This window comes from Pantoea sp. SoEX (assembly GCF_009829945.1).
Taxonomy (GTDB): domain Bacteria; phylum Pseudomonadota; class Gammaproteobacteria; order Enterobacterales; family Enterobacteriaceae; genus Pantoea_C.
On the sequence record NZ_SZZT01000001.1, the window covers coordinates 193,543 to 217,193 of the forward strand.

Below are 23,651 nucleotides of genomic sequence, written 5' to 3' on the forward strand. Positions count from 1 at the left end.
CTATTATTTGTGAGTATTACTAAAACGCATTATTTTAATAACATTAATTAAATTAGCATTTATAACTAGCTTTTTATATAAAAAGCTAGTTATATATTATATTTTCAAAAATTGGTAATTTCAAAAAAATCAAAAAGTATTGTTTTTATATTTAATTTTATATTGAATTAACATCTAATGTTTTCTTGGTTAAAATTTAAAGATTATATCTCTAATAATTGTATTTGTTATTTTTAATAAATATATAATTAATTTCAGTATAGGTTATTTTAATATTTATAATAATTAAATTTAAATTTTATAAGCGTCAAGGAGTAATCTATGTCATTAACCCTAAGAGAAAAAAGCCAAGAAACAATATATTTAGATAAAAAAAAAATTCGCATTTTTAGTTTATCTTTTGTTTCAAAAAATTTTGGTAGTATCAAAAACTTACCTAAGTCCTTAAAAATTATTTTAGAAAATATATTACGAAGAAAAGACAATGATATTACTAAATTAAAAGATATTAAAGCACTAATTCATTGGCAAAAATATGGTCATATTTTACATGAAATTGATTACTATCCAGTAAGAATATTAATGCAAGATTTTACTGGAGTTCCAGCTATAATCGACTTAGCAACTATGAGAGAAGTAGTTTTAAAATTAGGAGGAAATGCAAAACAGATTAATCCTTCTATTCCAGTTGATTTAATAATTGATCATTCAATTACAGTAGATTATTTTGGTACTAAAAATGCACTTAAAAAAAACACTGCACTAGAAATGTATCGGAATTATGAGCGCTATAAATTTTTACGTTGGGGTCAGAAAAATTTTAATAATTTTCGTGTAGTACCACCAGGAACGGGAATTTGTCACCAAGTAAATCTTGAATATTTAGGAAAAACAATTTGGGAAGAAAAAGTTGACAATGAAATTTTTGCATGGCCTGACACAGTAATAGGAACAGATTCTCATACTACCATGATTAACGCTCTTGGTATATTGGGGTGGGGAATGGGAGGTATTGAAGCAGAAGCAGCAATGTTAGGTCAACCAATATCAATGCTTATTCCTGATGTAGTGGGATTTAAGCTTAACGGAAAACTTTGTTCTGGTATTAATGCAACTGATTTAGTTTTAACTATAACACAAATGCTTAGAAAACATGGAGTAGTAAATAAATTTGTAGAATTTTATGGCGATGGCTTATCTAATTTATCGTTGTCTGATCGTAGCACTATAGCTAATATGGCACCAGAATATGGAGCTACATGTGGTTTTTTTCCAATAGATCAAGTAACGATTGATTATATGAAATTAACTGGGAGAGATAACAAACATATTATTTTAGTAGAAACATATGCTAAAAAACAAGGTATTTGGCGTAATGTAGGAGATGAGCCTATTTTTACTACTACATTAACGCTTGATATGGATCAAGTTCAATCAAGTATAGCTGGTCCAAAAAGACCACAAGATTGTATTCCAATAAAAAATGTTCCTACATTGTTTGATTACAAGACAAAATATAAAGGTAGCATATTAAATAAACATGATATTAATATAAAACATAAAGATAATTCGATTAAGTTAAATCAGGTTTTTCAAGATGGTGCAATAGTTATTGCTGCAATTACATCTTGTACAAATACTTCTAATCCTAATGTTTTGATAGCAGCAGCTTTGTTAGCAAAAAAAGCTATTAAATATGGATTAAAACAAAAATATTGGGTTAAAACTTCATTATCTCCAGGATCAAAAGTAGTTTCCATTTACCTAGATAAGCTAAATCTTTTAACTTATTTTGAGCAATTGGGTTTTAATATAGTAGGTTATGGATGTATGACATGTATAGGTAATTCAGGGCCATTAGACAAAAAAATTGAATCAGCAATTATAAATAATAATTTAACTGTAAATGCAGTTTTATCAGGAAATAGAAATTTTGAAGGAAGAATTCATCCTTTAGTAAAAGAAAATTGGATAGCATCACCACCACTAGTAATAGCTTATGCAATAGCAGGAACTATGAGAATTAATTTAGAAGTGGATCCTATTGGTAAAGATCATTATGGTAATAAAATATTTTTAAAAGATATTTGGCCATCTGATGAAGAAATTATTACTGAAGTGAAAAAAATAAAAAGTGAAATATTTTACAAAGGATATAAAAAAGTTTTTTTTGGAAATAAAGAATGGAAAGATATTAAGGTAGATAATAGTATTACTTATAAATGGAATAAAGATTCCACTTATATTAGACCATCTCCATTTTTTGAAAACATGGATATAAAAACAAAACACAATAATGATATTATAGATGCACAAATATTAGCAATTTTCGGAGATTCTATTACAACCGATCATATTTCTCCTGCTGGCAAGATAGATATCAATAGTCCCGCAGGACGTTATCTGATTTCTAATGGCGTGGAGAACGAAAATTTTAATTCTTATGGTTCACGTCGTGGCAATCACGAAGTTATGGTGAGAGGAACTTTTTCTAACATAAGAATCAAAAATGAAATGCTATTAGGAAAAGAGGGAGGATATACTAAATATCCTTCTGAAGGAAATCAACTGCCAATTTACGATGCTGCAATGAGATATAAACAAAATAATATTCCGTTAATATTAATCGCTGGTAAAGAATATGGATCAGGATCAAGTAGAGATTGGGCTGCTAAAGGGCCATATTTACAAGGAATAAAAGTAGTAATTGCAGAATCTTTTGAACGAATCCATCGTTCTAATTTAATTGGAATGGGAATTTTACCTTTGGTATTTGCAGAAGATTTAAATAGAAATGTATTAAACATAAAAGGAACAGAATTATTTGATATTAAAGACTTATCTCAATTAAAACCCAAATGTAAAGTTAAAGTAATAATAAAAAGAGAAAATACAAGAGAGGAAATATTTAATACATATTGTTGCATTTACACTAATACTGAACTTAGATATTATCATCATGGAGGAATTTTAAAATATATAATAAGAAAGATGATTGATTAATTTAAGAAAATATTAATGTTTGCTCTTTTAAGATTTAGGTAGTAAATGTCCCATTTTTTCTGCTTTCGTATCTAGATAACAGGCATTTTGGGGATTTCTACCAACAATTAGCGGTACTCTTTCGACGATTTTTATTCCTAAATTTGTCAAAATTTTCACTTTATTTGGATTATTGGTTAATAATTTAATTTCATGAATACCTAATAATTTAAACATATCTGCACAAACTGAAAAATCTCTTTCATCTGCATTGAAACCAAGATGATAATTTGCTTCTACAGTATCGTATCCTCTATCTTGTAATGCATATGCAAGAATTTTATTTAACAGACCAATATTTCGACCTTCTTGACGATGATATAATAAAACACCTCTACTTTCTGCAGCAATTGCAATTAACGCTGCTTTTAATTGAAATCCACAGTCACAACGTAGACTAAATAGTGCATCTCCAGTCAAACATTCTGAATGTACTCTAGCAAGCACAGGATTTTTATTATCAATAGTACCAAACACTAAAGCAATATGATTATTACCTGTTAATAATTCTTCAAAACCTACTATAAGAAAATTTCCCCATATTGTTGGTAATTTGGCTTCTGCTACTTTTTTCAGTTGCATGTGATTCTCCAAAACCTTATAGAAAATATACTACTAATATAATAATTGATATGATATCTTATTATATAATTTACTAATATAGATGAAATATATAAATATTACATAAAATTAAATTATTGCTTAATAATTGTAGTTAAACATATAATAAATAGTAAATAATTATTTTTTATCTTTTTAAAATTAATTAAATTGAATTTATTAATTATAAGGTAAACAGGTGTTTAAAATTTTATGTAATACTACTATAGCAATGTTATTATTGTTAATTTTACCAATAACATTTTGGTTATTAGGATGGCATTGGTCACCTTATAAAACAGATATAAAATTAATATTTTTGATAATGCAGACTGTTAATAATCCCTGGGTAATATTTACTAATACAGTATTAAATATCTGGATATTTAAATGTTTACATTGTAAGATTAAAATGACATTAGGATTTTTTTTAATATTAAATATTGCGATTTTTGTAGGTCAACCTATTAAAGATTTTATAAAATATAAAACTCAAGAAACTCGTCCTTATGTAACATGGTTAGAACACAAATATAGATTAAATATCAATAAATTTTATCAATTCACACCTAAAAAACGTGGTAAAATTATAGCAAATTTAATCTATAATCAAAATTTACCTTATTGGCTTAAAAAACATTGGATAGAAGAAACAGACTTTTCTTTTCCATCAGGACATACGGTATTTACTAATATTTGGGCAATTTTGATAGTTTATTTTCTATGGCCTTATCGATATTATAAAACAGTAATAACAATATTTTTTTGGAGTTTTATTATAACAGCCAGTAGACTACTATTCGGTATGCATTGGATACAAGATATAATAGCTGCTAACATATTAGCTTGGATTTTAGCTAATATCGCTATTATTTCAATACATTATTTTTTTACTGATAAAAATCATAAAATATCAGATAATAGATAAGAAATTTGTTTTTTATAATTAGATGTAATGTTATGTAGTAGTATGGTAAATATTTTAGAAAAATTTGTTTGCAATCATAAAATAATTCATGATTAAATATTTATTGCTAAATAATAATTATTTAATTAAACAATACAAATAAAAATTAATAAAATATGGTTATATATAAAAAAACATCTCAAAAATTGATTTTAGCTCTTAATTTCAGTAACTTAAAAGAAACATTTAACTTGATTGATCAAATAAATCCTAATAGTTGTCATCTAAAAATAGGGATAGAAATGTTTACATTATTCGGTCCCTCTTTGATTAAAGATATTCATAAACGAAATTTTTCTATTTTTCTAGATCTTAAATTTCATGATATTCCTAATACTACAGCATACGCTATATCTGCTGCAGCAGATCTTGGAATTTGGATGCTTAATGTACATGCTAGTGGTGGCATACGTATGATGTTAGCTGCAAAAAAAGCTCTATTACCTTTGGGAAAAGATGCACCTCTTTTAGTTGCTGTTACTGTTTTAACCAGTATGGATAGTAATGACTTAGAAAGTTTAGGTATTTTTTCTTCGCCAAATGAACAAGCTGAACTTTTACTAAAAAGAGCAATAGAATGTGACATGGATGGAGTAGTATGTTCTGCTCATGATACAACACATTTTAGAAAAATCACCAATAAAAACTTTATATTAGTAACACCTGGTATTCGCACTATAGACAGCAAAGCTGATGACCAACGTCGTATAATGACTTTACAACAAGCAAAAAAATCAGGCACTAACTATGTGGTAATAGGAAGACCAATTACAAAATCCAAAAACCCAATTAACACATTACAATATTTTTTAAATATTCTGGTGGAAGATAATGAATTTTGATTATTTAATAGTATTGTCCATTGGACGTGCTACTATGGTACGTTTATTAAGACAAACTTTAATGATAGTAACGTCGATAACATCACCAACACGATACAAAATTTTATCTCTTACTACTATGATTCCGTGTTCGTGATCACATATTAACTCATCACGTAATTCATGAATAAGAATAGATGGAATAAATGCAATAGCTCCATTATCTATCAATTTAACTTTCATACCGTTTTTAAAAACATAAAGAATTTCGGTAACAAATTTATGATCAGTACCGATAAATTTTGAAATATAGCAAGCATATAACCAATCTTCAATATCTCTTTCTGCTATTTTATTTAATCTTTTTCTTTCACTAATTTTGATTATTAGTGTGTTATCTGGACATGAAATTTTATTACCTAGAATGATTGCTTTTATTAATCTATGGTTCACCATATCACTAAATTTACGCATAGGTGAAGTCCAAGTTGCATAATTTTCAAGACCTAATCCGAAATGAGGGCCAGGTTTATTACTAATGGAAGCAAATGACTGGAAACGTCTTAATTTATTATTTAAAAATTGAGTAGGCTGAGTATCTAATTTTCGTCGTAATAATTTAAAACCATCTAAAGTAGCAATACTTTTAGCATCAAATATAATTCCATGAGTCGCTAAAATTGTAATAGCCTGTTCAATACTTTTTGAATCAAAACCTGAATGTATGTTATAAATTCCGAAACCTAATTTTTCATTTAAAATCTTACCTGCACATATATTGGCTAGAATCATAGATTCTTCTACAATGTGATTAGCAATACGACGATATTCAACAATAATTTTTAATACTTCTCCTTTATCTCCAATTAAAAATCGATAATCTGGTCGATTTTGAAATACTAATGCATAATTTTTTCTCCACCTATTACGTATCAAATATAAGCGGTGTAAAAGTCTCAGTTGTTTTGCAATTTTAAAATCACTAGGTTTCCATGTTCCACTATTTTCTAGCCAATCAGAAACATCATTGTAAGCTAACTTAGCTTTAGATTTTATCCACGCTGCAAAAAAATCAATATCTATTAAATTACCTTCACTAGTTATAGTAACACTACAAGCTAAAACTGGTCGGCGAATATTAGGACGTAAAGAACAGAGATTATCAGATAACTGACGAGGAAGCATGGGTACATTAAAACCTGGTAAATAATTTGTAAATCCACGATCAGAAGCTATAATATCCAATTGACTTCCAGCTTCAATATAAGAAGTAGGGTCAGCAATAGCAATAATCATATGTAAATTACTATTTGGTAGTTCTCTTATATAAAGGGCATCATCCATATCTTCAGTACTTATACTATCAATAGTAATAAAATCTAATTCAACTAAATTTTTACGATCTAAATTTTCATTGATCATTTTTCCCAAATTAATATTTGGCGCATCTCGTTCTAGATCATATCGAGATAATGTAACCCACCATGGAGCATATTGATCATCGTGTTTTACTATAAAATCAATTAATTCAGCATGAAAACCTCGATTATCTTTTAATGGATGAGAACACATTTTAGCTACAACCCAATCACCATTTTGTAATTCACATCTCAATTTTTTTATATTATCACAAGGAATTATATCCTTTAAAAAAGGATTATCTGGAATTATTGCAATAAAATTATTTTTTTTACATATACGGCCTACGAATCGATCTAAAAATGGTTCAATTAATCTTTTAGGAGTAGCCATTTCTCTATCTTTATTATTAATAATAGCAGCAATTATCTTGTCACCATGCATAACTTTTTTCATTTGATAAGGATGAATGAAATAACTTTTCTGTGAATTTACCTCCAAAATACCAAATCCTTTTTCTTTGCGTCTAACAATTCCTTCAACAAAACTATTATGTAATTTTAATTGCTTTTTAAGTTTTATGAGTATTGGATTATTCTGGAACATAACTTTAATTATCATAAAAAAACAAATTTTAAATTTTTGATTAGTTTATAAATATATTATCCGATATTTTATACATTTATAATTTTATTTAGATAATTTTAACTTAACTGGAACAGATTTAGAAGTTGGAGTATAACTATAATCACCATAACTATCCATAGGTATTAATACGTTAGTTTCTGGATAATAAGCGGCTAAATTCTTACTTGGAATATTATATGGAACTAATTTAAAATTCTTAACAGAACGAACGATACCATCGTTCCATATCGTTTCTATATCTACATACTGTCCCTGTTTAAATCCTAATTTATTCATGTCATCAATATTAATGAACAATACATTTCTTTGTCCATACACTCCACGGTAACGATCATCAAAACCATAAATTGTTGTATTATATTGATCATGAGCACGTAATGTCTGTAAAACAAAATATTTATTATTTTCTATATTATTGATAAAAATTGATTTAGGTAAAGATGCATTGCTAAATTTTGCTTTTTTTGATTTAGTATCAAAAATATGTTGTGATGCTAAATTATTCAAATAAAATCCTTTTAAAACATTACATTTATTAGTTAATTTTTCAAAACCTGGAATAACTGCAGATATTTGTTTACGAATCAAATTGTAATCACTTGCAAGATCATTCCATTTTACTTTATGATCACCTAATGTTTTGTAAGCTATACCAGATATAATTGCAATTTCTGAAAGTTGTTTATTAGATAAAGGTTTAGATATTCCTTGTGAAGCATGTATCATTCCAAATGTATCTTCTATGGTAATATATTGATTTCCATTAACAGTTTGATCTCTTTCAGTACGTCCAATAGTTGGTAATATTAAAGATTCATTTCCAGGTATTAAATGACTGCGATTTAATTTAGTGCTAATATAAACTGTTAGTCCACAACGAGAAAGAGCTTCTTTAGTACGCAAGGAATCTGGAGCTGCTACAGCTAAATTTCCTCCTAGTGAAATAAATACTTTAACATCACCATTTGTCATTGCATTTAAAGCTTGAATAGTATTATGTCCATTGAGCATTGGAGGTTCGAATTTAAAATATTTTTTTAATCTTTTCAGAAACATATTTTCAGGTTTTTCGTTAATACCCATTGTACGGTTACCTTGAACGTTACTATGACCACGTACAGGACATAATCCTGATCCTATTTTTCCTATATGATTAAATAAAAGTTGTAAGTTAACAATTTCTCTTACTGTATTGACAGAATGTTTATGTTGAGTAATACCCATACCCCATGTACAAATTACTCTTTTTGAATTTTGGTAAATGGAAGCTACTTCACAAATTTGTTTTTTTGTTAATCCTGATTGTTCTATAATATGATCCCAGCTAGTACTATCTACTGATTTGAAATATTCTAATACACCATCAGTTTTATCTTTAATGAATTTGCAATCGAAAATATCTCCTTTTCCTAAAGATTTATATAAACGATGTCGTTTTAATAAAAACTTTACCATCCCACGTACTATTGCCATATCCCCGCCTAAATTTGGTTGATAATATGCAGAATTTATAGTTTTTTCCATAGTGGTAATAATTTCGATAGGCTTTCTAGGATCTGAAAATCTTTCTAATCCGCGTTCTTTTAATGTATTAAAAACAATTACCTTAGCACCTCTATTTAATGCACGGCGTAAACTATGCAACATTCGAGGATGGTTAGTTCCAGGATTTTGTCCAAATACAAAAATGCTATCTGCATAATTAAAATCTTCTAAATGTATAGTACCTTTCACTACTCCAATACTTTTCTGAAGTCCTATACCACTAGCTTCATGACACATATTAGAACAATCTGGAAAATTGTTTGTACCTAACATGCGACCAAATAACTGATAAATCCAAGCTGCCTCGTTACTAGCACGTCCTGATGTATATAGTTCTATTTGATTAGAATGATCCATTTTTTTTATGTGTGTAGCAATAAGTTTAAATGCATTATCCCAACTAATAGGTTCATAATGATCATTTTTAGAATTATAATATACAGGTTCTGTCAATCTACCTTGATATTCTAAGAAATAATCACTTTGTTTATTTAAATAACTAACACTATTTTTTGCGAAAAATACTCTATCAACTTTACGGTTTGTAGATTCCCAAGATACTGCTTTTGCTCCATTTTCACAAAAATCAAAGATGCTTTTGTTATCATTACCCCATGCACATCCTGGGCAATCAAATCCATTATTTTTATTTATTTTTAACAAATTACGTACACTTTTAAAACTAGCTTTACTATCAAAAATAAAACGAGCTGTGGATTCTATAGAGTCCCATCCACCAGCTGCAGAATCATAAGGTTTAATTTTATTTTTAAATTTCATTATAGTAAAATTTTTATTATCTTAATAATTTAATTAAAAAATTATTAGTAATGTTAAACTCAATAAATTTAAATTAACATAAAAATATAAGAAAAATTAATACTTTTATATTATTAAAATATAATTATAGTTCATTCATGTTTGAAATATTAAAACCACCATCTACATAAATTATTTGTCCGGTAATTCCACTGGCCAAATCAGAACACAAAAAAGCAGCTGTGTTTCCTATTTCTTCAATTGTTACTGTTCTACGTATTGGAGAAACTTTTTTGTAATATTCTAAAATTTTACGAAAATTTTTAATTCCAGATGAAGCTAAAGTGCGTACAGGACCGGCAGAAATAGCATTCACACGGATTTCTCCTTCAGGCCCTAATGCATTTGCAATATATCGAACATTTGCTTCCAAAGAAGCTTTTGCAGGCCCCATGATATTATAATTAACTATTGCTCTTTTAGAACCTAAATAGGATAAAGTCAATAATGCTGCATTTGGATTTAACATCATTCTGCATTCTTTAACCATAGAAACAAAGCTATAGCTACTAATTTTGTGTGCAATTTTAAAACCTTCATAATTAACTGTATCAATGTAATTTCCGGATAACTGATTAGTTGGAGCAAATCCTATAGAATGCACTAAACCATCAAAATTTTTCCAATGTTTAGATAATGAAATGAATAATAATTTAATATTTTTATCATCAGAAACATCACATGGTAAAATTATTTTTGTATTAAAATTTTTTGCAAATTCTTCAATTCGATATTTAGATCTATCATCTTGATAAGTAAATGCTAATTCTGCATTTTGTTTATACATAGCTTGAGCAATACCGTAAGCTATAGATAATTTACTGATAATACCACTTATTAAAATACGTTTACCATTAAGAAAACCCATAATTTAACCTTGTAATTTTTCATTGGTTAATGAATTCTTAATATTTAGTTATATAAAATTAAGTAACATAATTTTTATATAACTAAATTATCAATAAGAATAGTATTTTATTTATTAATTTAGAATACTAATTTTCTAATTTAGGATATTTAATGAAAAATATTATTGTTAAATATAAACAAAAATAATAATCAATGTATAAAAAAATCAAATTTAAATCAATATTACCACAATCATAAGTATTTTATTTTTTAATTGCTCCTAATATATTATAATACAAATAAATTTAATTTATAGCTAAATATTTATAATATAAATATTAATGTCATTTCATGAATTATGATGAAATAATTAAACTTTAATAAGTTTAATATTAATATACAATCTAATAAAAGAAATATATTAATAAAAACAAATTATAAATATTTGGGTTTAGTAATTAGAATATTATTACTATAATGAACAATCCTTGTAGATAGTATCTAAAATTAAATAACTTATCTTTTATTTAAAAAAATCAAATGTTGGTAAAATAATTTGATCTTAATTTGTTTTTTTATTTAATAAATTTATTTTGAAATTATTTACTTAAATAATATTTATCTTAAAGGTGTTAACACACAATTTTAATGATTTAGAAATAAATTTTATATATTTTATAAAGGAACTTGTATGTTAATCGGGATACCTAAAGAAAAATTATTACATGAGTCCCGTGTAGCTGCTACACCGATGACTGTCAAAAAATTAATTAATTTAGGTTTTAGTGTTTATATTGAAAATAATGCAGGAAAAGCTGCTAATTTTGATAATTATGACTATGTAAAAGAAGGAGCACAAATTACAAATAGTCAAAAAATTTGGCAGGTTGATATTATAGTCAAGATTAATGCACCTAACGATGAAGAAATTATTTTAATACAACCAGGAAGTATATTAATAAGTTTTATTTGGCCTGCTCAAAATAAATCTTTAATCAAAAAACTAGCAGAAAAGAAAATAACAGTAGTTGCAATGGATGCTGTTCCACGTATTTCCCGTGCACAATCAATGGATGCGTTAAGTGCAATGTCTAATATTGCTGGTTATAGAGCTATAATTGAAGCAGCCTATGAATTTGATAGATTTTTAGGGGGACAGATTACTGCAGCCGGTAAAGTGTTTCCCGCTAAAGTATTAGTTATTGGTGCAGGAGTAGCGGGATTAGCTGCTATAAGTGCTGCAAAAAATATGGGAGCTATAGTAAAAGCTTTTGATACTCGTCCTGAAGTTAAAGAACAAATACAAAGCTTAGGTGCAGAATTTTTAGAATTGAATTTTTTAGAAAATAATACTTCTTCTGCAGATGATGGATATGCTTCAGTAATGTCTAAATCTTTTATAGAAGCTGAAATGAAGCTGTTATCTTCTCAATCCAAAGAAGCTGATATAATAGTTACAACTGCCTTAATTCCAGGTAAAAAAGCTCCTATTCTTCTTACAGAAGAAATGGTATTGAATATGAAAAAAGGAAGTATAATTGTTGATTTAGCTATACAAACAGGCGGTAATTGTTCATTAACTATTATAGATCAAGTTATAACTACAAATAATGGCGTAAAAATTATTGGTTATACTGATTTGACTAGTCGTTTAGCAAACCAGTCTTCTCAATTATATTCTACTAATGTGTTTAATTTGATAAAATTAATATCCAATGGTAACAATGGTGAAATAAAATTAAATTTTACTGACATAGTAGTTAGTAGCATTACTGTAATCAATAAAGGTGAAATAATTTGGCCATCTCCTCCTATTAAAGTTTCTGAAATTCAAGAAACCAAAAAAATTAACTATCAACAAGAAAAAAAAGTAGAAGTTAAAAGTTATAATAACTATAAATATATGTTTTTTATATTACTATCACTAATATTTATCTTATTATCTAGTAATGTTTCACCTGAATTCTTATCTCATTTCACTATCTTTATACTTTCTTGTATAGTTGGTTACTATATAGTATGGAATGTTAATCATGCATTACATACTCCGTTAATGTCAGTTACTAATGCTATTTCTGGTATTATTATCATTGGATCAATATTACAAATAGGTTCAAATAATTTGATTAATTGGATTTCTTGTTTCGCTATATTAATAGCTAGTATTAATATTTTTGGTGGCTTTAATGTTACTCATCGAATGCTAAAAATGTTTCGTAAGGAGTAAAGTATGTCTAGTGGATTAGTGATTTCAGCATACATCATTTCTGCAATACTTTTTATTTTTAGTTTAAAAGGTCTTTCAAAACATAATACTTCTAAACAAGGAAATTTTTTTGGTATAATAGGAATGGCAATTGCATTAATTACTACTATTTTAATTCAACAAATTATTCATAGTATTATATTGATTTTTATATCAATGTTTATAGGTGGATTAATTGGTATTTTTTTATCAAAAAAAATTGAAATGACTAAAATGCCTGAATTAATTGCTATTTTACATAGTTTTGTTGGTTTATCAGCCGTACTAGTAGGAATTAATAGTTATATTAATTATATATTAAATCCAGTAATGCTTACAGAAGGTAGTTTATATCTAATAGAGATTTTTATAGGAATATTTATCGGTACAATAACTTTTATCGGTTCTTTAATAGCATTCGGTAAACTTTCTGGAAAAATTAAGTCACAACTATCTTTTCCATATCATCACAAATTAAATGCTTTTATATTTGGTATTTGTTGTTTATTTTTGTACTTTTTTATTAGTAATGATATTGTTTTAATTCAAATAATTTTATTAACAACGATGGTTGTAATAGCACTTTTATTAGGAGCTAATTTAGTATTATCTATTAGCGGTGCTGATATGCCAGTAATAGTTTCTATGTTAAATTCATATTCTGGTTGGGCAGCAGCAGCAGCAGGATTTACATTACAAAATGATTTGTTAATTATAACTGGTTCTTTAGTAGGTTCTTCAGGAGCGATACTTTCTTACATTATGTGCAAAGCAATGAACCGTTCATTTATTAACGTAATATTTGGAGGATTAACACAAAATAAAATAGCAATTAAACAAGAAGATATAGGAAGGAAATATAATGAAATTTCAATAGAAAAATTAATTAAAATTTTAAAAAATTCTTCATCTATTGTTATTACTCCTGGTTACGGAATGGCAGTTGCACAAGCTCAACATTCAGTTGCAAAAATATCTCAAAAACTTCAACAATTAGGTGTTAAAGTTTTTTTTGGTATTCATCCTGTTGCTGGGCGTTTACCTGGTCACATGAATGTTTTACTTGCAGAAGCTAGAGTGCCTTATGATTTAGTATTAGAAATGGAAGAAATTAATGATGATTTTACTAATACAGATACAGTACTAGTCATTGGAGCTAATGATACTGTAAATCCAGCAGCACAAGAAGATCCTAATAGTCCAATATCTGGCATGCCAGTACTAGAAGTATGGAAAGCTAGACATGTTATAGTTTTTAAAAGATCTATGGGTTCTGGCTATTCTGGTATTAATAACCCATTATTTTTTAAACAAAATACTTATATGCTATTTGGTGATGCAAAAAATACTATGGATTCCATCCTAAAATTAATTTAATATGTTTTTATATAAAAAATATATTATGATATTACAAATGATTAATATTTAAAATCATATAATATTTCCAACCATTTTTTCTGGTTTTACTAAATTATCAAATTCTTTTTCTGTTAAATATCCTAGCTGTATTGCAGCTATTTTAAGTGTTATACTTTCTTTGTATGCTTTTTTAGCAATTTTTGCAGCTTTATCATATCCAATATGATTATTAAGTACAGTAACTAACATTAATGACTCATTTAAAAACTTATTAATACGTTCATATACTGGTTCAATGCCAGTAACACAATAACGATTGAAACTATCTATACCATCTGAAATAAGGCGAATAGATTGAAGAAAATTATATATTATCATTGGACGAAATACATTAAGTTCAAAGTTACCTAATGAACCACCTATGTTAATAGCAACATCATTTCCCATTACTTGACAAGAAATCATAGTAATTGCTTCACATTGTGTTGGGTTTATTTTTCCAGGCATTATTGAACTGCCCGGTTCATTTTCTGGGATGGTAATTTCTCCAATTCCACAACGTGGGCCTGATGATAACCATCTTATATCGTTAGCAATCTTCATTAAGGATACTGCTAAGTTTTTTAGTGTACCATGTGCATTTACTATAGCATTTGTGCTACTTAAAGATTCAAATTTATTAGGTGCAGTAACGAAAGGTTGTTGAGTTAGGTTAGCAATTACTTTAGCAACATTAACTGCATATTTAGGATGAGTATTTAATCCAGTACCAACTGCTGTACCACCTAAAGCAATTTCACATAAATCAGGAATACTTTGTTCTATATGTTTAAGATTATTTTCAAGCATAGTTACCCAACCAGAAATTTCCTGTCCTAAAGTTAAAGGGATAGCATCTTGTAAATGAGTTCTACCTATCTTTACTATATTTTTAAATTTTTCGGATTTTTTACTTAAAGTACTTATTAATGTAATGATATTAGGTATCATTTGTTCAGTAATAGAAATAACAGATGCTATATGCATAGCACTTGGGAATACATCATTAGAACTTTGGCTTTTATTTACATCGTCATTGGGATGTACTAATTTTGATACACCCTTATTACCCCCCATAATTTCACTTGCTCTGTTAGCTAGTACCTCATTCATATTCATGTTTGTTTGAGTTCCAGAACCAGTTTGCCATACTACTAGTGGAAATTCATCATTATGTTTTCCGTCCATTATTTCTTCAGCAGCTTTAATAATTGCATTAGCAATGTTTTGATTTAATATTCCTAAATCACAATTTACTTTTGCTGCGGCAAGTTTTATAAGTGCCAATGAATGTATAAATACAATGGGCATTTTTTCATTGGAAATATGAAAATGTTCTAATGAACGTTGAGTTTGCGCTCCCCATAGTCTATTATTAGGAACGTTTACAGATCCCATAGAATCTTTTTCAACACGACTAGGTATCATTATTATCTCCTTTTGAAAATGTGTTATATGAATAATAAATTAGTTTTTTCAGTTATAAATAATGTTTTATTTAAAATATTATAATATAATAAATTATTTGAAGATATTGCCATATATAATATGATATTAAAATTAAAAAATTCGTTAAAGTTTTATAAATGGGGAAGTATAGATTTTTTAGCTGATACTTACAATATTCATAATTCTAAAAAATTACCTATCGCAGAATTATGGATAGGTACACATTATCAAAATCCTTCAAAAGTGTATTATAATAATCAACTACGTTTGCTTAGTGAAATCATAAATATAGATCCTGATAAATTTTTAGGTAATGCAGTAGCTAAATATTTTGGCGAATTACCTTTCCTATTTAAAATATTATGTATTGATAACCCATTGTCAATTCAAGTGCATCCAAAAAAATCTTTTGCTAAAAGAGGATTTTTAAAAGAAAATAAATTATCGATCAAATTAGATATGAATAAACGTAATTATAAAGATAAAAATCATAAGCCTGAACTTATTTATGCCATTACTGATTTTCATGCTTTAATTGGTTTTAGAAATTGTTCTCAAATAATTCCATTACTAGATAAAATTATAGATATACATCCATTAATTTCAAAATTTCAAAATAGACCAAATAATAGCAATTTATTAAAATTATTAAAATATTTTTTATGTTTAAAAAACAATGAAAAAATTATAGCTTTAAAAATTCTAAAATCAAATATAAAATATTTAAAAACAGAACCATGGAAAACTATTAAAAATGTAATGATAAACTATCCTGAAGATAATGGTCTATTTTTACTAATATTTCTAAATATTTTTTCTCTTAAACCTGGTGAAGCATTATTTGTACCACCAGGAATTCCGCATACCTATTTAAAAGGTAATGCAATAGAAATTTCTGCTAATTCTGATAATGTTATACGTGCAGGTTTAACATCAAAACACATAGATATATCAGATTTTTTGATAAATATACAATTTAAAGAAACTTTTAAAAATCAAATTTTGATAAAAACTAAAAAATTAAAAAATGAAATACAATTTTTAATTCCAATTAAAGATTTTGCTTTTGCAGTACATTCATTGCAAAATATACATCAAACCATATATCAAAAAAGTATGGCAATATTATTTTGTATTTCAGGTGAATTTAGTATTATTAAAAATAATAAAAATATCTTATTTAAATCAGGAGAATCTTGTTTCGTTTCTGCAGATGAAATGCCAATTATTATTACAGGAAATGGTTGCATAGCAAGAGTATTTAACAAGGACATGAATTAGTTAATTAAAATATACATTCAAAATTATTTCTTAATTTGCAATAAAAATATTAATTTATTTTCAATTAGTGAAAATTACTTATAACGTAACAATATAATATCAGTAATGCGTTTATGCTCTATGAATCAGAATCAAAGTTTGGTTGATTAAAAATAATAAATAATGAATGTAGAATAATAGGTAAAATAAAAATGGAAATAAAAAAAATACTTAGCATGAAATCAAATATTTCTGAAATTAATTCAAAGAATATAGCTTTTATTGAAGAGAACAATTGTATAGGTTGTAATAAGTGTGCTCAAATATGTCCTGTGCAAGCTATTGTAGGATTTGTACGTACTACTCATACTGTCATAAGTAATCAATGTACTAATTGTAATTTATGTATTGACTACTGTCCTGTTAATTGTATAAAAATAATTTCTTCAAATATTTTAATGAATAATTTTGAATGGAATGTCAATAATACATTGGTTAAATTGAATGTAATATGTAATGAAATATAATTTTTATTTATTAAATAAATAATTACTGATTTCCAATTAAAAAAGTCAATTATTTTACATCATAAACATGATACTATATAAACATGATACTATATGTTAAATACCATATTTATAATAAAACAAATGAATGAAACAGGCAACACGTATAAAAATACTTGATCGTTTCGCAAAGGACAATCCTAAACCTATTATAGAACTTCATTTTTGTTCACCATTTGAACTTCTAATATCAACATTATTATCAGCTCAATCTACTGATATAATGGTCAATAAAGTTACTAAAAAACTTTATTCAAAAGCAAATGATCCTATAAGTTTTTTAGAGATTGGTTTAGATAATATAAAGAAATATATTCAACCTATAGGATTACATAACATTAAAGCATTGAATATAATAAAAATTTGCCATATTTTATTAAAAAAATATAACAGCCAAATACCAAACAATAGGATAGAATTAGAAAAATTACCAGGAATTGGACCTAAAACAGCAAGTATCATACTGAATATTATTTTTGATCAACCGACAATTGCTGTAGATACTCACGTTTTTCGTTTCTGCAACCGTACTGGTTTTGCATTAGGCAAAAATGTTAAACAAGTAGAAAATAAGTTATTACAAGTAGTTCCAGATGTTTTCAAAAAAAATTGTCATTTATGGATAGTTCTACATGGACGTCATGTTTGTAAATATCGTAAACCAAAATGTACTACTTGTAATATTAATGATTTATGTGATTACTATAGAATAACAAACATATAATATTATTAATCATGTTATTATTAGTATTTACAATACAAAACTAATTATTAAATAGTATTTCACAACCAAGAAATCAGATAATAATTTTTTTTCCCCCTACGTAATAAAGTATATTTATTGAATAAAATATCTTTTTTATCAAATTTATAACTTATATTAGATTCTTTTCTACCATTTACATAAATTGCATTGTTATTAATCATAGTACGAGCTTGAGTAAATGATGATGCTAGCTTTGTTTCTACTAATATTTTATGTAAATCTTTAAATGTATCTTTTTTTATAGTAATATTTGGCATACCATCAATAGCAAGTTGTTCAAAATCTAATTCACTCAAATCAGATATACTACTACAAAATAAACTACAAGTAATTCTCTTTGCAGAAATCAAACCAATTTCTCCATGAACTAAACGAGTTACATATTCTGCTAAGACGTACTGAGCTTGAGGGATTTTATTAACATTTTTATCTTCATATTCTAGTGCAGTTATCTTATCATTATCAATAGACGTAAAATATCTTAAAAAAAGATAAACATCACAATCAGAAATATTTATCCAAAACTGATAAAACTTATATGGAGTAGTTTTTAAAGGGTCTAACCATATAGTTTCTTTTTCCGTTTTTCCAAATTTACTTCCATCTGATTTTGTAATCAAAGGAACGGTTAGACCAAAAACTTGATCATTATTGAGTTTGTGTGTTAAATTAATTCCTGAAGTGATATTACCCCATTGATCAGAACCACCAATTTGTAAAAAAACACCATATTTCTTATTTAAATGAGCAAAATCATAACTTTGTAATAAATTATAAGAAAATTCAGTATAAGATATACCATGATCATTTCGTTTTAAACGTTGTTTAATAGCTTCTTTACTAATCATTTGATTTACAGAAAAGTGTTTTCCTATGTCTCTTAAAAAACTTAGCAAATCGATATTACTAAACCAATTATAATTATTTACAATAATAGCGCTGTTAAAACCACAATTGAAATCTAATAATCTTGTAAGTTGTTTTTTTATTTTTTCTGCAGATTGTACTATAGTTTCTTTATCTTGTAATTTACGTTCCTTCGCTTTAAAACTGGGATCTCCAATTAAAGCTGTAGCTCCTCCTAATAATAAAACAGGTTTATGACCTAAATTTTGAAAATGTTTTAAACATATTATAGGTATCAGGTGTCCTAAATGTAAACTTTCAGCTGTAGGATCAAAACCACAATAAACTGATATTGATCCTTGTTCCAATTTTTTTTCTAACAAGTCTTTATTTGTTAATTGGAATATCAGATTTCTACTATTTAAATATCCTATAATATTATTTTTTATCATGTATATGTCCAAATTAATTAAAAATTATTAATTAATTTGAATATAATATAAATTATATTCATGGTGCAAGACGATTTATTTCCCAAACCTTATTTTTTAATTGATATACAAATCTATCATGAAGACGATGTTTACCTCCTTGCCAAAATTCCATTGTCTCAATTTTAACTCTAAAACCACCCCAAAAGCTAGGTAATGGAACTTCACAATTTTTAAATTTATTTTTTAATTCTATGAATTTTTTTTCAAGAATTTCTCGAGATTTAATATGAGAAGATTGTTTGGATACCCAAGCACTTATTTGACTTTCTCGAGGACGTTTACTAAAATATCCTATTGTTTCTAAAATTGGTAATTTTTCTATTCTGCCTAAAATCATTAATTGACGATCAAAAAAATGCCATAGAAAATGTAATGAAACATTTGGGTTTTTATTCAAATGAAAAACTTTTCGGCTATTAAGATTTGTATAAAATACCAGTCCGTTAATATCATAATGTTTTAGCAATACAGTTCTTTGATAAGGTTTTCCATTTTCATCTACCGTTGCTAGTGTCATTGCTGTTGGATCTGGCAATGATGATGCACAAGCTTTTATTAACCAATTTTCAAATAATATTAGAGGATTTTCTGGTAAATCTTGACGATTTAATTGTCCTTTTGTATATTCCCGCCTTAAGCTAGATATATCAGGTAATTCTTTGAAAGAATTCATCTTCATTACTCATTATCTTATTAATAGGAATTTTATTAAAATATTAGCATTTGATAATATCATTACTTTAAATTAAATATTATTACCAATAACAAATTATTATTCAATAAATAAAATTAATTTCTTCTTAATAAGAAATTAATTATTTATAATATGACATTTAAATTTTATTATGAAATAAATATTTATACACAATAATATATTTTGAAATATTTATTATTAATATAATGATATGTAATTAAAATATATTGTTTGTCAATTAATATCAGATATTTAAAAAATAATTTGTTTAATTGTATCATTAAATAATGATTATATCGATAATTTAATATATACTTAGTCAAGTAAAATAGTAAGATTATTTTAATTGATATTATCCTCAAATAAAATAAATATAATATATCTAAACAATAAGATGAAGTTAATCTTTATATCAACAATAATTTTTATATTATAACAACTTTTAATATTAAAACATTACGAGAATAACATATTATTAATTATATTAAAGCAATCAACAAATATTTTTATTTTTTAATAAAAATAATGATTTAAAAATCTTATTTTAGTAATATTATTTAATTTTATTATAATAATAAAATTAATAGAAAAATAATTATCACTAACTTTTAATGAGAAAAAGAGATATTTATTTTGATTAGCAGTTCATGTTTGATAATGAGATTGTATGTCTGAACTAAATTATTTAAATTCTATTAATAAAAGATTCCGTGGTTTTTATCCTGTTGTAATTGACATAGAAACTGCTGGTTTTAACGAGCAAACAGATGCTTTACTAGAAATTGCCGCAGTTACTCTTAAAATGGATGAGGGTGGATGGATTCATCTTAATGAAAAAAAACATTTTAACATTAAACCATTTAAAGGATCTATATTAAATCCAGATTCACTAGCATTTACTGGAATAGATCCAAATAATCCCTTACGTAGTGCAGTTAGTGAATCTGAAGCACTAAATTCTATTTTTGATATGGTCCGTAAAGGAATAAAAGATACCGGTTGTAATTGTGCTATTATGGTAGCTCATAATGCAACTTTTGATTTTAAATTCATGATGGCAGCTGTTGAACGTGCTAGTTTAAAACACATTCCTTTTCATCCCTTTGCTACCTTTGATACTGCTACGTTAAGTGGAATAATTCTTGGTCAAACAGTATTAGCAAAAGCTTGTAAAGCTGCAGGAATCAGCTTTGATAATATTCAAGCTCATTCTGCCCTATATGATACAAAACAAACTGCAGTACTATTTTGTGAATTAGTCAATCGTTGGAAGAGATTAGGAGGTTGGCCTCCCAAATCTGCTAATAATATAGAAAATAATTCTAGTTGAATAATAATAATTCAATATTTAATTTCTTTTTGCTTATTTATTAATTCATATTTGTTTTTTACTTTTTTGATAATTGATTGTAACTCATTACATTGAAACATCTCTATTATAATATCACAACCGCCTATTAACTCACCATCAATCCACAACTGAGGAAAGGTAGGCCAATTAGAATATTTAGGCAGTTCTTCTCGAATATCAGGATTTTCTAATATATCTATATAAGCAAAATTTGTTTCACAAGCTGACAAAAATTTCACTGCTTGTGCAGAAAAGCCACAGCTGGGTTGATTAGGTGAACCTTTCATATATAATAAAATAGGATTTTCTGAAATCTGCTTCTTAATTTTTTCTAATGTAGTAATAACCATAATAATCATCCCCTAGTGGCATCAAGAACATATTTTATCTGTGGAACAATGAAATAATATAAATACTAATATTTATTAAATAATATCCTTAATTATTTTATATAAATATTATTATTGACAGTAATAATAATTTAATTGAAAAATATTTTTATATCTAATTTATATGATTATAATAATCATCTTTTTTTATAAATTATAAAAATATTTTAAAAAATAAAATAATGATTGTATACAAAATATTTAGAGTAACATTTTTTTTAATGATAATAGGCGTTCAACAGTATGAACTACTACCTGGGTATTTGAATCCACCTCAATATTTGTACAGTAACCTAAACTTTTCTGTCCAATAGTAGTGCGATTTAATGTTTCTGGTATAAGAAAAATACAAAAAAATCTTTCAAAAATATTTCCGACTGTTAAGCTAATCCCATCTATTCCAATAAAACCTTTATGGAAAATATACTTCATTTTATCAACATCTTTAATTTTTAGCCATAAAACATAACTATTATCTGATTTATTAATTTCGTGAATTTTAGCAGTTGTCATAACATGACCAGACATCAAATGACCTCCTACTTCGTTATTTATTTTAGCTGCACGCTCAATATTAACCATATCTCCCTGACATAAATTATTTAAATTACTAATTCTTAATGTTTCATTAATTACGTCAAAACTGACAAAAACATCATCAATACTAGCTACAGTTAAGCAGCAACCATTTACCATAATAGATGCTCCTAACGCTAAATCGTACGTTAATTTTTTTGGTAGTTTAACTATATAAATATACGGTATTTTTTTTTTTCTATATATACTACTTCGCCTATTCCTTGTACAATTCCAGTAAACATTTTATTTAACCTTATTTAATCTTATTATATTTAAAGTAAATGTATAAACTAATTTGAAATCAATAAATATTTATTTACAATTATTATAAATAAAAGATTGATAAAATTATGTTAAATTATGTATAATTTCTTATTTAGAATATTGCGTTCTTAGCTCAGTTGGTAGAGTACCACTTTGACATGGTGGGGGTCAATGGTTCAAGTCCATTAGAACGCACCAATTTATATTTAGTATAAAATTTCTATGTTGTTTTTATTATCATTTAAATTATTAAGATAAATTTTTATGTTACTGCGAATAGATTTAACTACCTCTTCTATTCCTTTTGATCGAGTTGGTGTAATATGTCTCATTAATGATAATTTATTAAACCAGTATTTTACATCTATGATCATTATCTCTGAAAATGTTATATTTTGAAAAAGAATAAATACTATGGCAATTAATCCTTTGACTATAACTGAATCGCTGTCTCCTTCAAACAAAATAGTATTATCAGGTTGTGGACTTATCTTAATCCATACTTGACTATGACAACCGTGTATCATATTTTCAGGAATATGTAGATTTTCAGATATAATTGGAATTTTTTTTCCTAATTCAATTATATAAAGGTATTTTTCTTCCCAATTATCACATCTATTAAAGTTGATAATTAACTTTTCTTTTTCTGGTAAAGTCACTGATCATTACTCCAATAAAATTTATTTTTTAAGATTTT

19 protein-coding genes and 1 tRNA gene are annotated in these 23,651 nt (G+C 26.2%); 10 read left to right on the top strand and 10 right to left on the bottom strand.

The genetic code is table 11. From position 1 onward, the window contains the following. Positions 1-321 precede the first annotated feature (321 nt). The gene (acnA, locus tag FD726_RS00830) at positions 322-3,003 is read left to right on the top strand and encodes an aconitate hydratase AcnA (RefSeq protein ID WP_159989691.1); all 2,682 of its coding nucleotides are present in this window, start codon (positions 322-324) and stop codon (positions 3,001-3,003) included. Positions 3,004-3,030: 27 nt separating this feature from the next. Here the strand turns inward: acnA and ribA are convergent, their stop codons facing one another. Continuing rightward, positions 3,031-3,624, bottom strand: coding sequence for a GTP cyclohydrolase II (gene ribA, locus FD726_RS00835; RefSeq protein WP_159989692.1), 594 nt, complete (start codon positions 3,622-3,624; stop codon positions 3,031-3,033). 217 nt (positions 3,625-3,841) lie between these two features. On the opposite strand from ribA, the gene FD726_RS00840 reads away from it, so the two are divergent. Both FD726_RS00840 and pyrF read left to right on the top strand, forming a co-directional pair. Then, entirely contained in the window at positions 3,842-4,570 is a 729-nt protein-coding gene (locus tag FD726_RS00840) for a phosphatase PAP2 family protein (RefSeq protein ID WP_159989693.1), read from the top strand. Positions 4,571-4,725: 155 nt separating this feature from the next. Further along, on the top strand, positions 4,726-5,451 hold the full coding sequence (gene pyrF, locus FD726_RS00845) for an orotidine-5'-phosphate decarboxylase (protein WP_159989694.1): 726 nt from the start codon (positions 4,726-4,728) through the stop codon (positions 5,449-5,451). Here the strand turns inward: pyrF and FD726_RS00850 are convergent, their stop codons facing one another. The 3 genes from FD726_RS00850 to FD726_RS00860 form a co-directional block, all read right to left on the bottom strand. Further along, positions 5,452-7,395, bottom strand: a complete 1,944-nt coding sequence (locus FD726_RS00850; protein WP_159989695.1) for an exoribonuclease II — start codon at positions 7,393-7,395, stop codon at positions 5,452-5,454. An 84-nt stretch (positions 7,396-7,479) separates the two neighbouring features. Then, on the bottom strand, positions 7,480-9,762 hold the full coding sequence (locus tag FD726_RS00855) for an FdhF/YdeP family oxidoreductase (protein WP_159989696.1): 2,283 nt from the start codon (positions 9,760-9,762) through the stop codon (positions 7,480-7,482). 124 nt (positions 9,763-9,886) lie between these two features. Next, positions 9,887-10,669 (bottom strand): SDR family oxidoreductase, encoded by a 783-nt coding sequence (locus tag FD726_RS00860; RefSeq protein ID WP_159989697.1) that lies wholly within the window; start codon positions 10,667-10,669, stop codon positions 9,887-9,889. 672 nt (positions 10,670-11,341) lie between these two features. Here FD726_RS00860 and FD726_RS00865 point away from each other — a divergent pair. Next, positions 11,342-12,877 carry a Re/Si-specific NAD(P)(+) transhydrogenase subunit alpha gene (locus FD726_RS00865; protein WP_159989698.1) on the top strand — a complete coding sequence of 512 codons (1,536 nt, stop codon included), beginning with the start codon at positions 11,342-11,344 and terminating at the stop codon, positions 12,875-12,877. Positions 12,878-12,880: 3 nt separating this feature from the next. Continuing rightward, entirely contained in the window at positions 12,881-14,272 is a 1,392-nt protein-coding gene (gene pntB / locus FD726_RS00870) for a Re/Si-specific NAD(P)(+) transhydrogenase subunit beta (protein ID WP_159989699.1), read from the top strand. A gap of 54 nt (positions 14,273-14,326) precedes the next feature. On the opposite strand, the gene fumC is transcribed toward pntB, so the two are convergent. After that, positions 14,327-15,721 carry a class II fumarate hydratase gene (fumC, locus tag FD726_RS00875; protein WP_159989700.1) on the bottom strand — a complete coding sequence of 465 codons (1,395 nt, stop codon included), beginning with the start codon at positions 15,719-15,721 and terminating at the stop codon, positions 14,327-14,329. Between the two features lie 120 nt (positions 15,722-15,841). Here fumC and manA point away from each other — a divergent pair, with 120 nt between their 5' ends. From manA to nth, 3 genes are all read left to right on the top strand, one after another. Further along, positions 15,842-17,023, top strand: a complete 1,182-nt coding sequence (manA, locus tag FD726_RS00880; RefSeq protein ID WP_159989701.1) for a mannose-6-phosphate isomerase, class I — start codon at positions 15,842-15,844, stop codon at positions 17,021-17,023. A gap of 191 nt (positions 17,024-17,214) precedes the next feature. Continuing rightward, positions 17,215-17,529, top strand: coding sequence for an RnfABCDGE type electron transport complex subunit B (locus FD726_RS00885; protein ID WP_159989702.1), 315 nt, complete (start codon positions 17,215-17,217; stop codon positions 17,527-17,529). A gap of 127 nt (positions 17,530-17,656) precedes the next feature. Beyond that, entirely contained in the window at positions 17,657-18,292 is a 636-nt protein-coding gene (gene nth / locus FD726_RS00890; protein ID WP_159989703.1) for an endonuclease III, read from the top strand. Positions 18,293-18,351: 59 nt separating this feature from the next. Here nth and tyrS read toward each other — a convergent pair whose 3' ends face one another. Next, positions 18,352-19,632 carry a tyrosine--tRNA ligase gene (gene tyrS, locus FD726_RS00895; RefSeq protein ID WP_159989704.1) on the bottom strand — a complete coding sequence of 427 codons (1,281 nt, stop codon included), beginning with the start codon at positions 19,630-19,632 and terminating at the stop codon, positions 18,352-18,354. Between the two features lie 58 nt (positions 19,633-19,690). Next, entirely contained in the window at positions 19,691-20,347 is a 657-nt protein-coding gene (gene pdxH, locus FD726_RS00900) for a pyridoxamine 5'-phosphate oxidase (RefSeq protein ID WP_204162666.1), read from the bottom strand. Positions 20,348-21,035: 688 nt separating this feature from the next. Between pdxH and rnt the strand changes: the two genes are divergently transcribed. Then, positions 21,036-21,698 carry a ribonuclease T gene (gene rnt / locus FD726_RS00905; protein ID WP_159989706.1) on the top strand — a complete coding sequence of 221 codons (663 nt, stop codon included), beginning with the start codon at positions 21,036-21,038 and terminating at the stop codon, positions 21,696-21,698. Positions 21,699-21,709: 11 nt separating this feature from the next. On the opposite strand, the gene grxD is transcribed toward rnt, so the two are convergent. Continuing rightward, positions 21,710-22,069, bottom strand: a complete 360-nt coding sequence (gene grxD, locus FD726_RS00910) for a Grx4 family monothiol glutaredoxin (protein WP_159989819.1) — start codon at positions 22,067-22,069, stop codon at positions 21,710-21,712. A 240-nt stretch (positions 22,070-22,309) separates the two neighbouring features. After that, positions 22,310-22,804, bottom strand: coding sequence for a riboflavin synthase subunit alpha (locus FD726_RS00915; RefSeq protein WP_370514795.1), 495 nt, complete (start codon positions 22,802-22,804; stop codon positions 22,310-22,312). A gap of 269 nt (positions 22,805-23,073) precedes the next feature. Here FD726_RS00915 and FD726_RS00920 point away from each other — a divergent pair. Then, positions 23,074-23,149: transfer RNA gene (locus FD726_RS00920), tRNA-Val, on the top strand. Between the two features lie 8 nt (positions 23,150-23,157). Here FD726_RS00920 and sufE read toward each other — a convergent pair. Further along, positions 23,158-23,613, bottom strand: coding sequence for a cysteine desulfuration protein SufE (gene sufE / locus FD726_RS00925; protein WP_159989707.1), 456 nt, complete (start codon positions 23,611-23,613; stop codon positions 23,158-23,160). Positions 23,614-23,651 lie beyond the last annotated feature (38 nt).

Excerpts from the sequence above, each read along its gene's own strand:
- acnA (WP_159989691.1), top strand. The coding sequence starts at position 322 with ATGTCATTAACCCTAAGAGAAAAAAGCCAAGAAACAATATATTTAGAT.
- ribA (WP_159989692.1), bottom strand. The coding sequence starts at position 3,624 with ATGCAACTGAAAAAAGTAGCAGAAGCCAAATTACCAACAATATGGGGA.
- pyrF (WP_159989694.1), top strand. The coding sequence starts at position 4,726 with ATGGTTATATATAAAAAAACATCTCAAAAATTGATTTTAGCTCTTAAT.
- FD726_RS00850 (WP_159989695.1), bottom strand. The coding sequence starts at position 7,395 with ATGTTCCAGAATAATCCAATACTCATAAAACTTAAAAAGCAATTAAAA.
- FD726_RS00855 (WP_159989696.1), bottom strand. The coding sequence starts at position 9,762 with ATGAAATTTAAAAATAAAATTAAACCTTATGATTCTGCAGCTGGTGGA.
- FD726_RS00860 (WP_159989697.1), bottom strand. The coding sequence starts at position 10,669 with ATGGGTTTTCTTAATGGTAAACGTATTTTAATAAGTGGTATTATCAGT.
- FD726_RS00865 (WP_159989698.1), top strand. The coding sequence starts at position 11,342 with ATGTTAATCGGGATACCTAAAGAAAAATTATTACATGAGTCCCGTGTA.
- pntB (WP_159989699.1), top strand. The coding sequence starts at position 12,881 with ATGTCTAGTGGATTAGTGATTTCAGCATACATCATTTCTGCAATACTT.
- fumC (WP_159989700.1), bottom strand. The coding sequence starts at position 15,721 with ATGATACCTAGTCGTGTTGAAAAAGATTCTATGGGATCTGTAAACGTT.
- manA (WP_159989701.1), top strand. The coding sequence starts at position 15,842 with ATGATATTAAAATTAAAAAATTCGTTAAAGTTTTATAAATGGGGAAGT.
- FD726_RS00885 (WP_159989702.1), top strand. The coding sequence starts at position 17,215 with ATGGAAATAAAAAAAATACTTAGCATGAAATCAAATATTTCTGAAATT.
- nth (WP_159989703.1), top strand. The coding sequence starts at position 17,657 with ATGAAACAGGCAACACGTATAAAAATACTTGATCGTTTCGCAAAGGAC.
- tyrS (WP_159989704.1), bottom strand. The coding sequence starts at position 19,632 with ATGATAAAAAATAATATTATAGGATATTTAAATAGTAGAAATCTGATA.
- pdxH (WP_204162666.1), bottom strand. The coding sequence starts at position 20,347 with ATGAATTCTTTCAAAGAATTACCTGATATATCTAGCTTAAGGCGGGAA.
- rnt (WP_159989706.1), top strand. The coding sequence starts at position 21,036 with ATGTCTGAACTAAATTATTTAAATTCTATTAATAAAAGATTCCGTGGT.
- grxD (WP_159989819.1), bottom strand. The coding sequence starts at position 22,069 with ATGGTTATTACTACATTAGAAAAAATTAAGAAGCAGATTTCAGAAAAT.
- FD726_RS00915 (WP_370514795.1), bottom strand. The coding sequence starts at position 22,804 with ATGGTAAATGGTTGCTGCTTAACTGTAGCTAGTATTGATGATGTTTTT.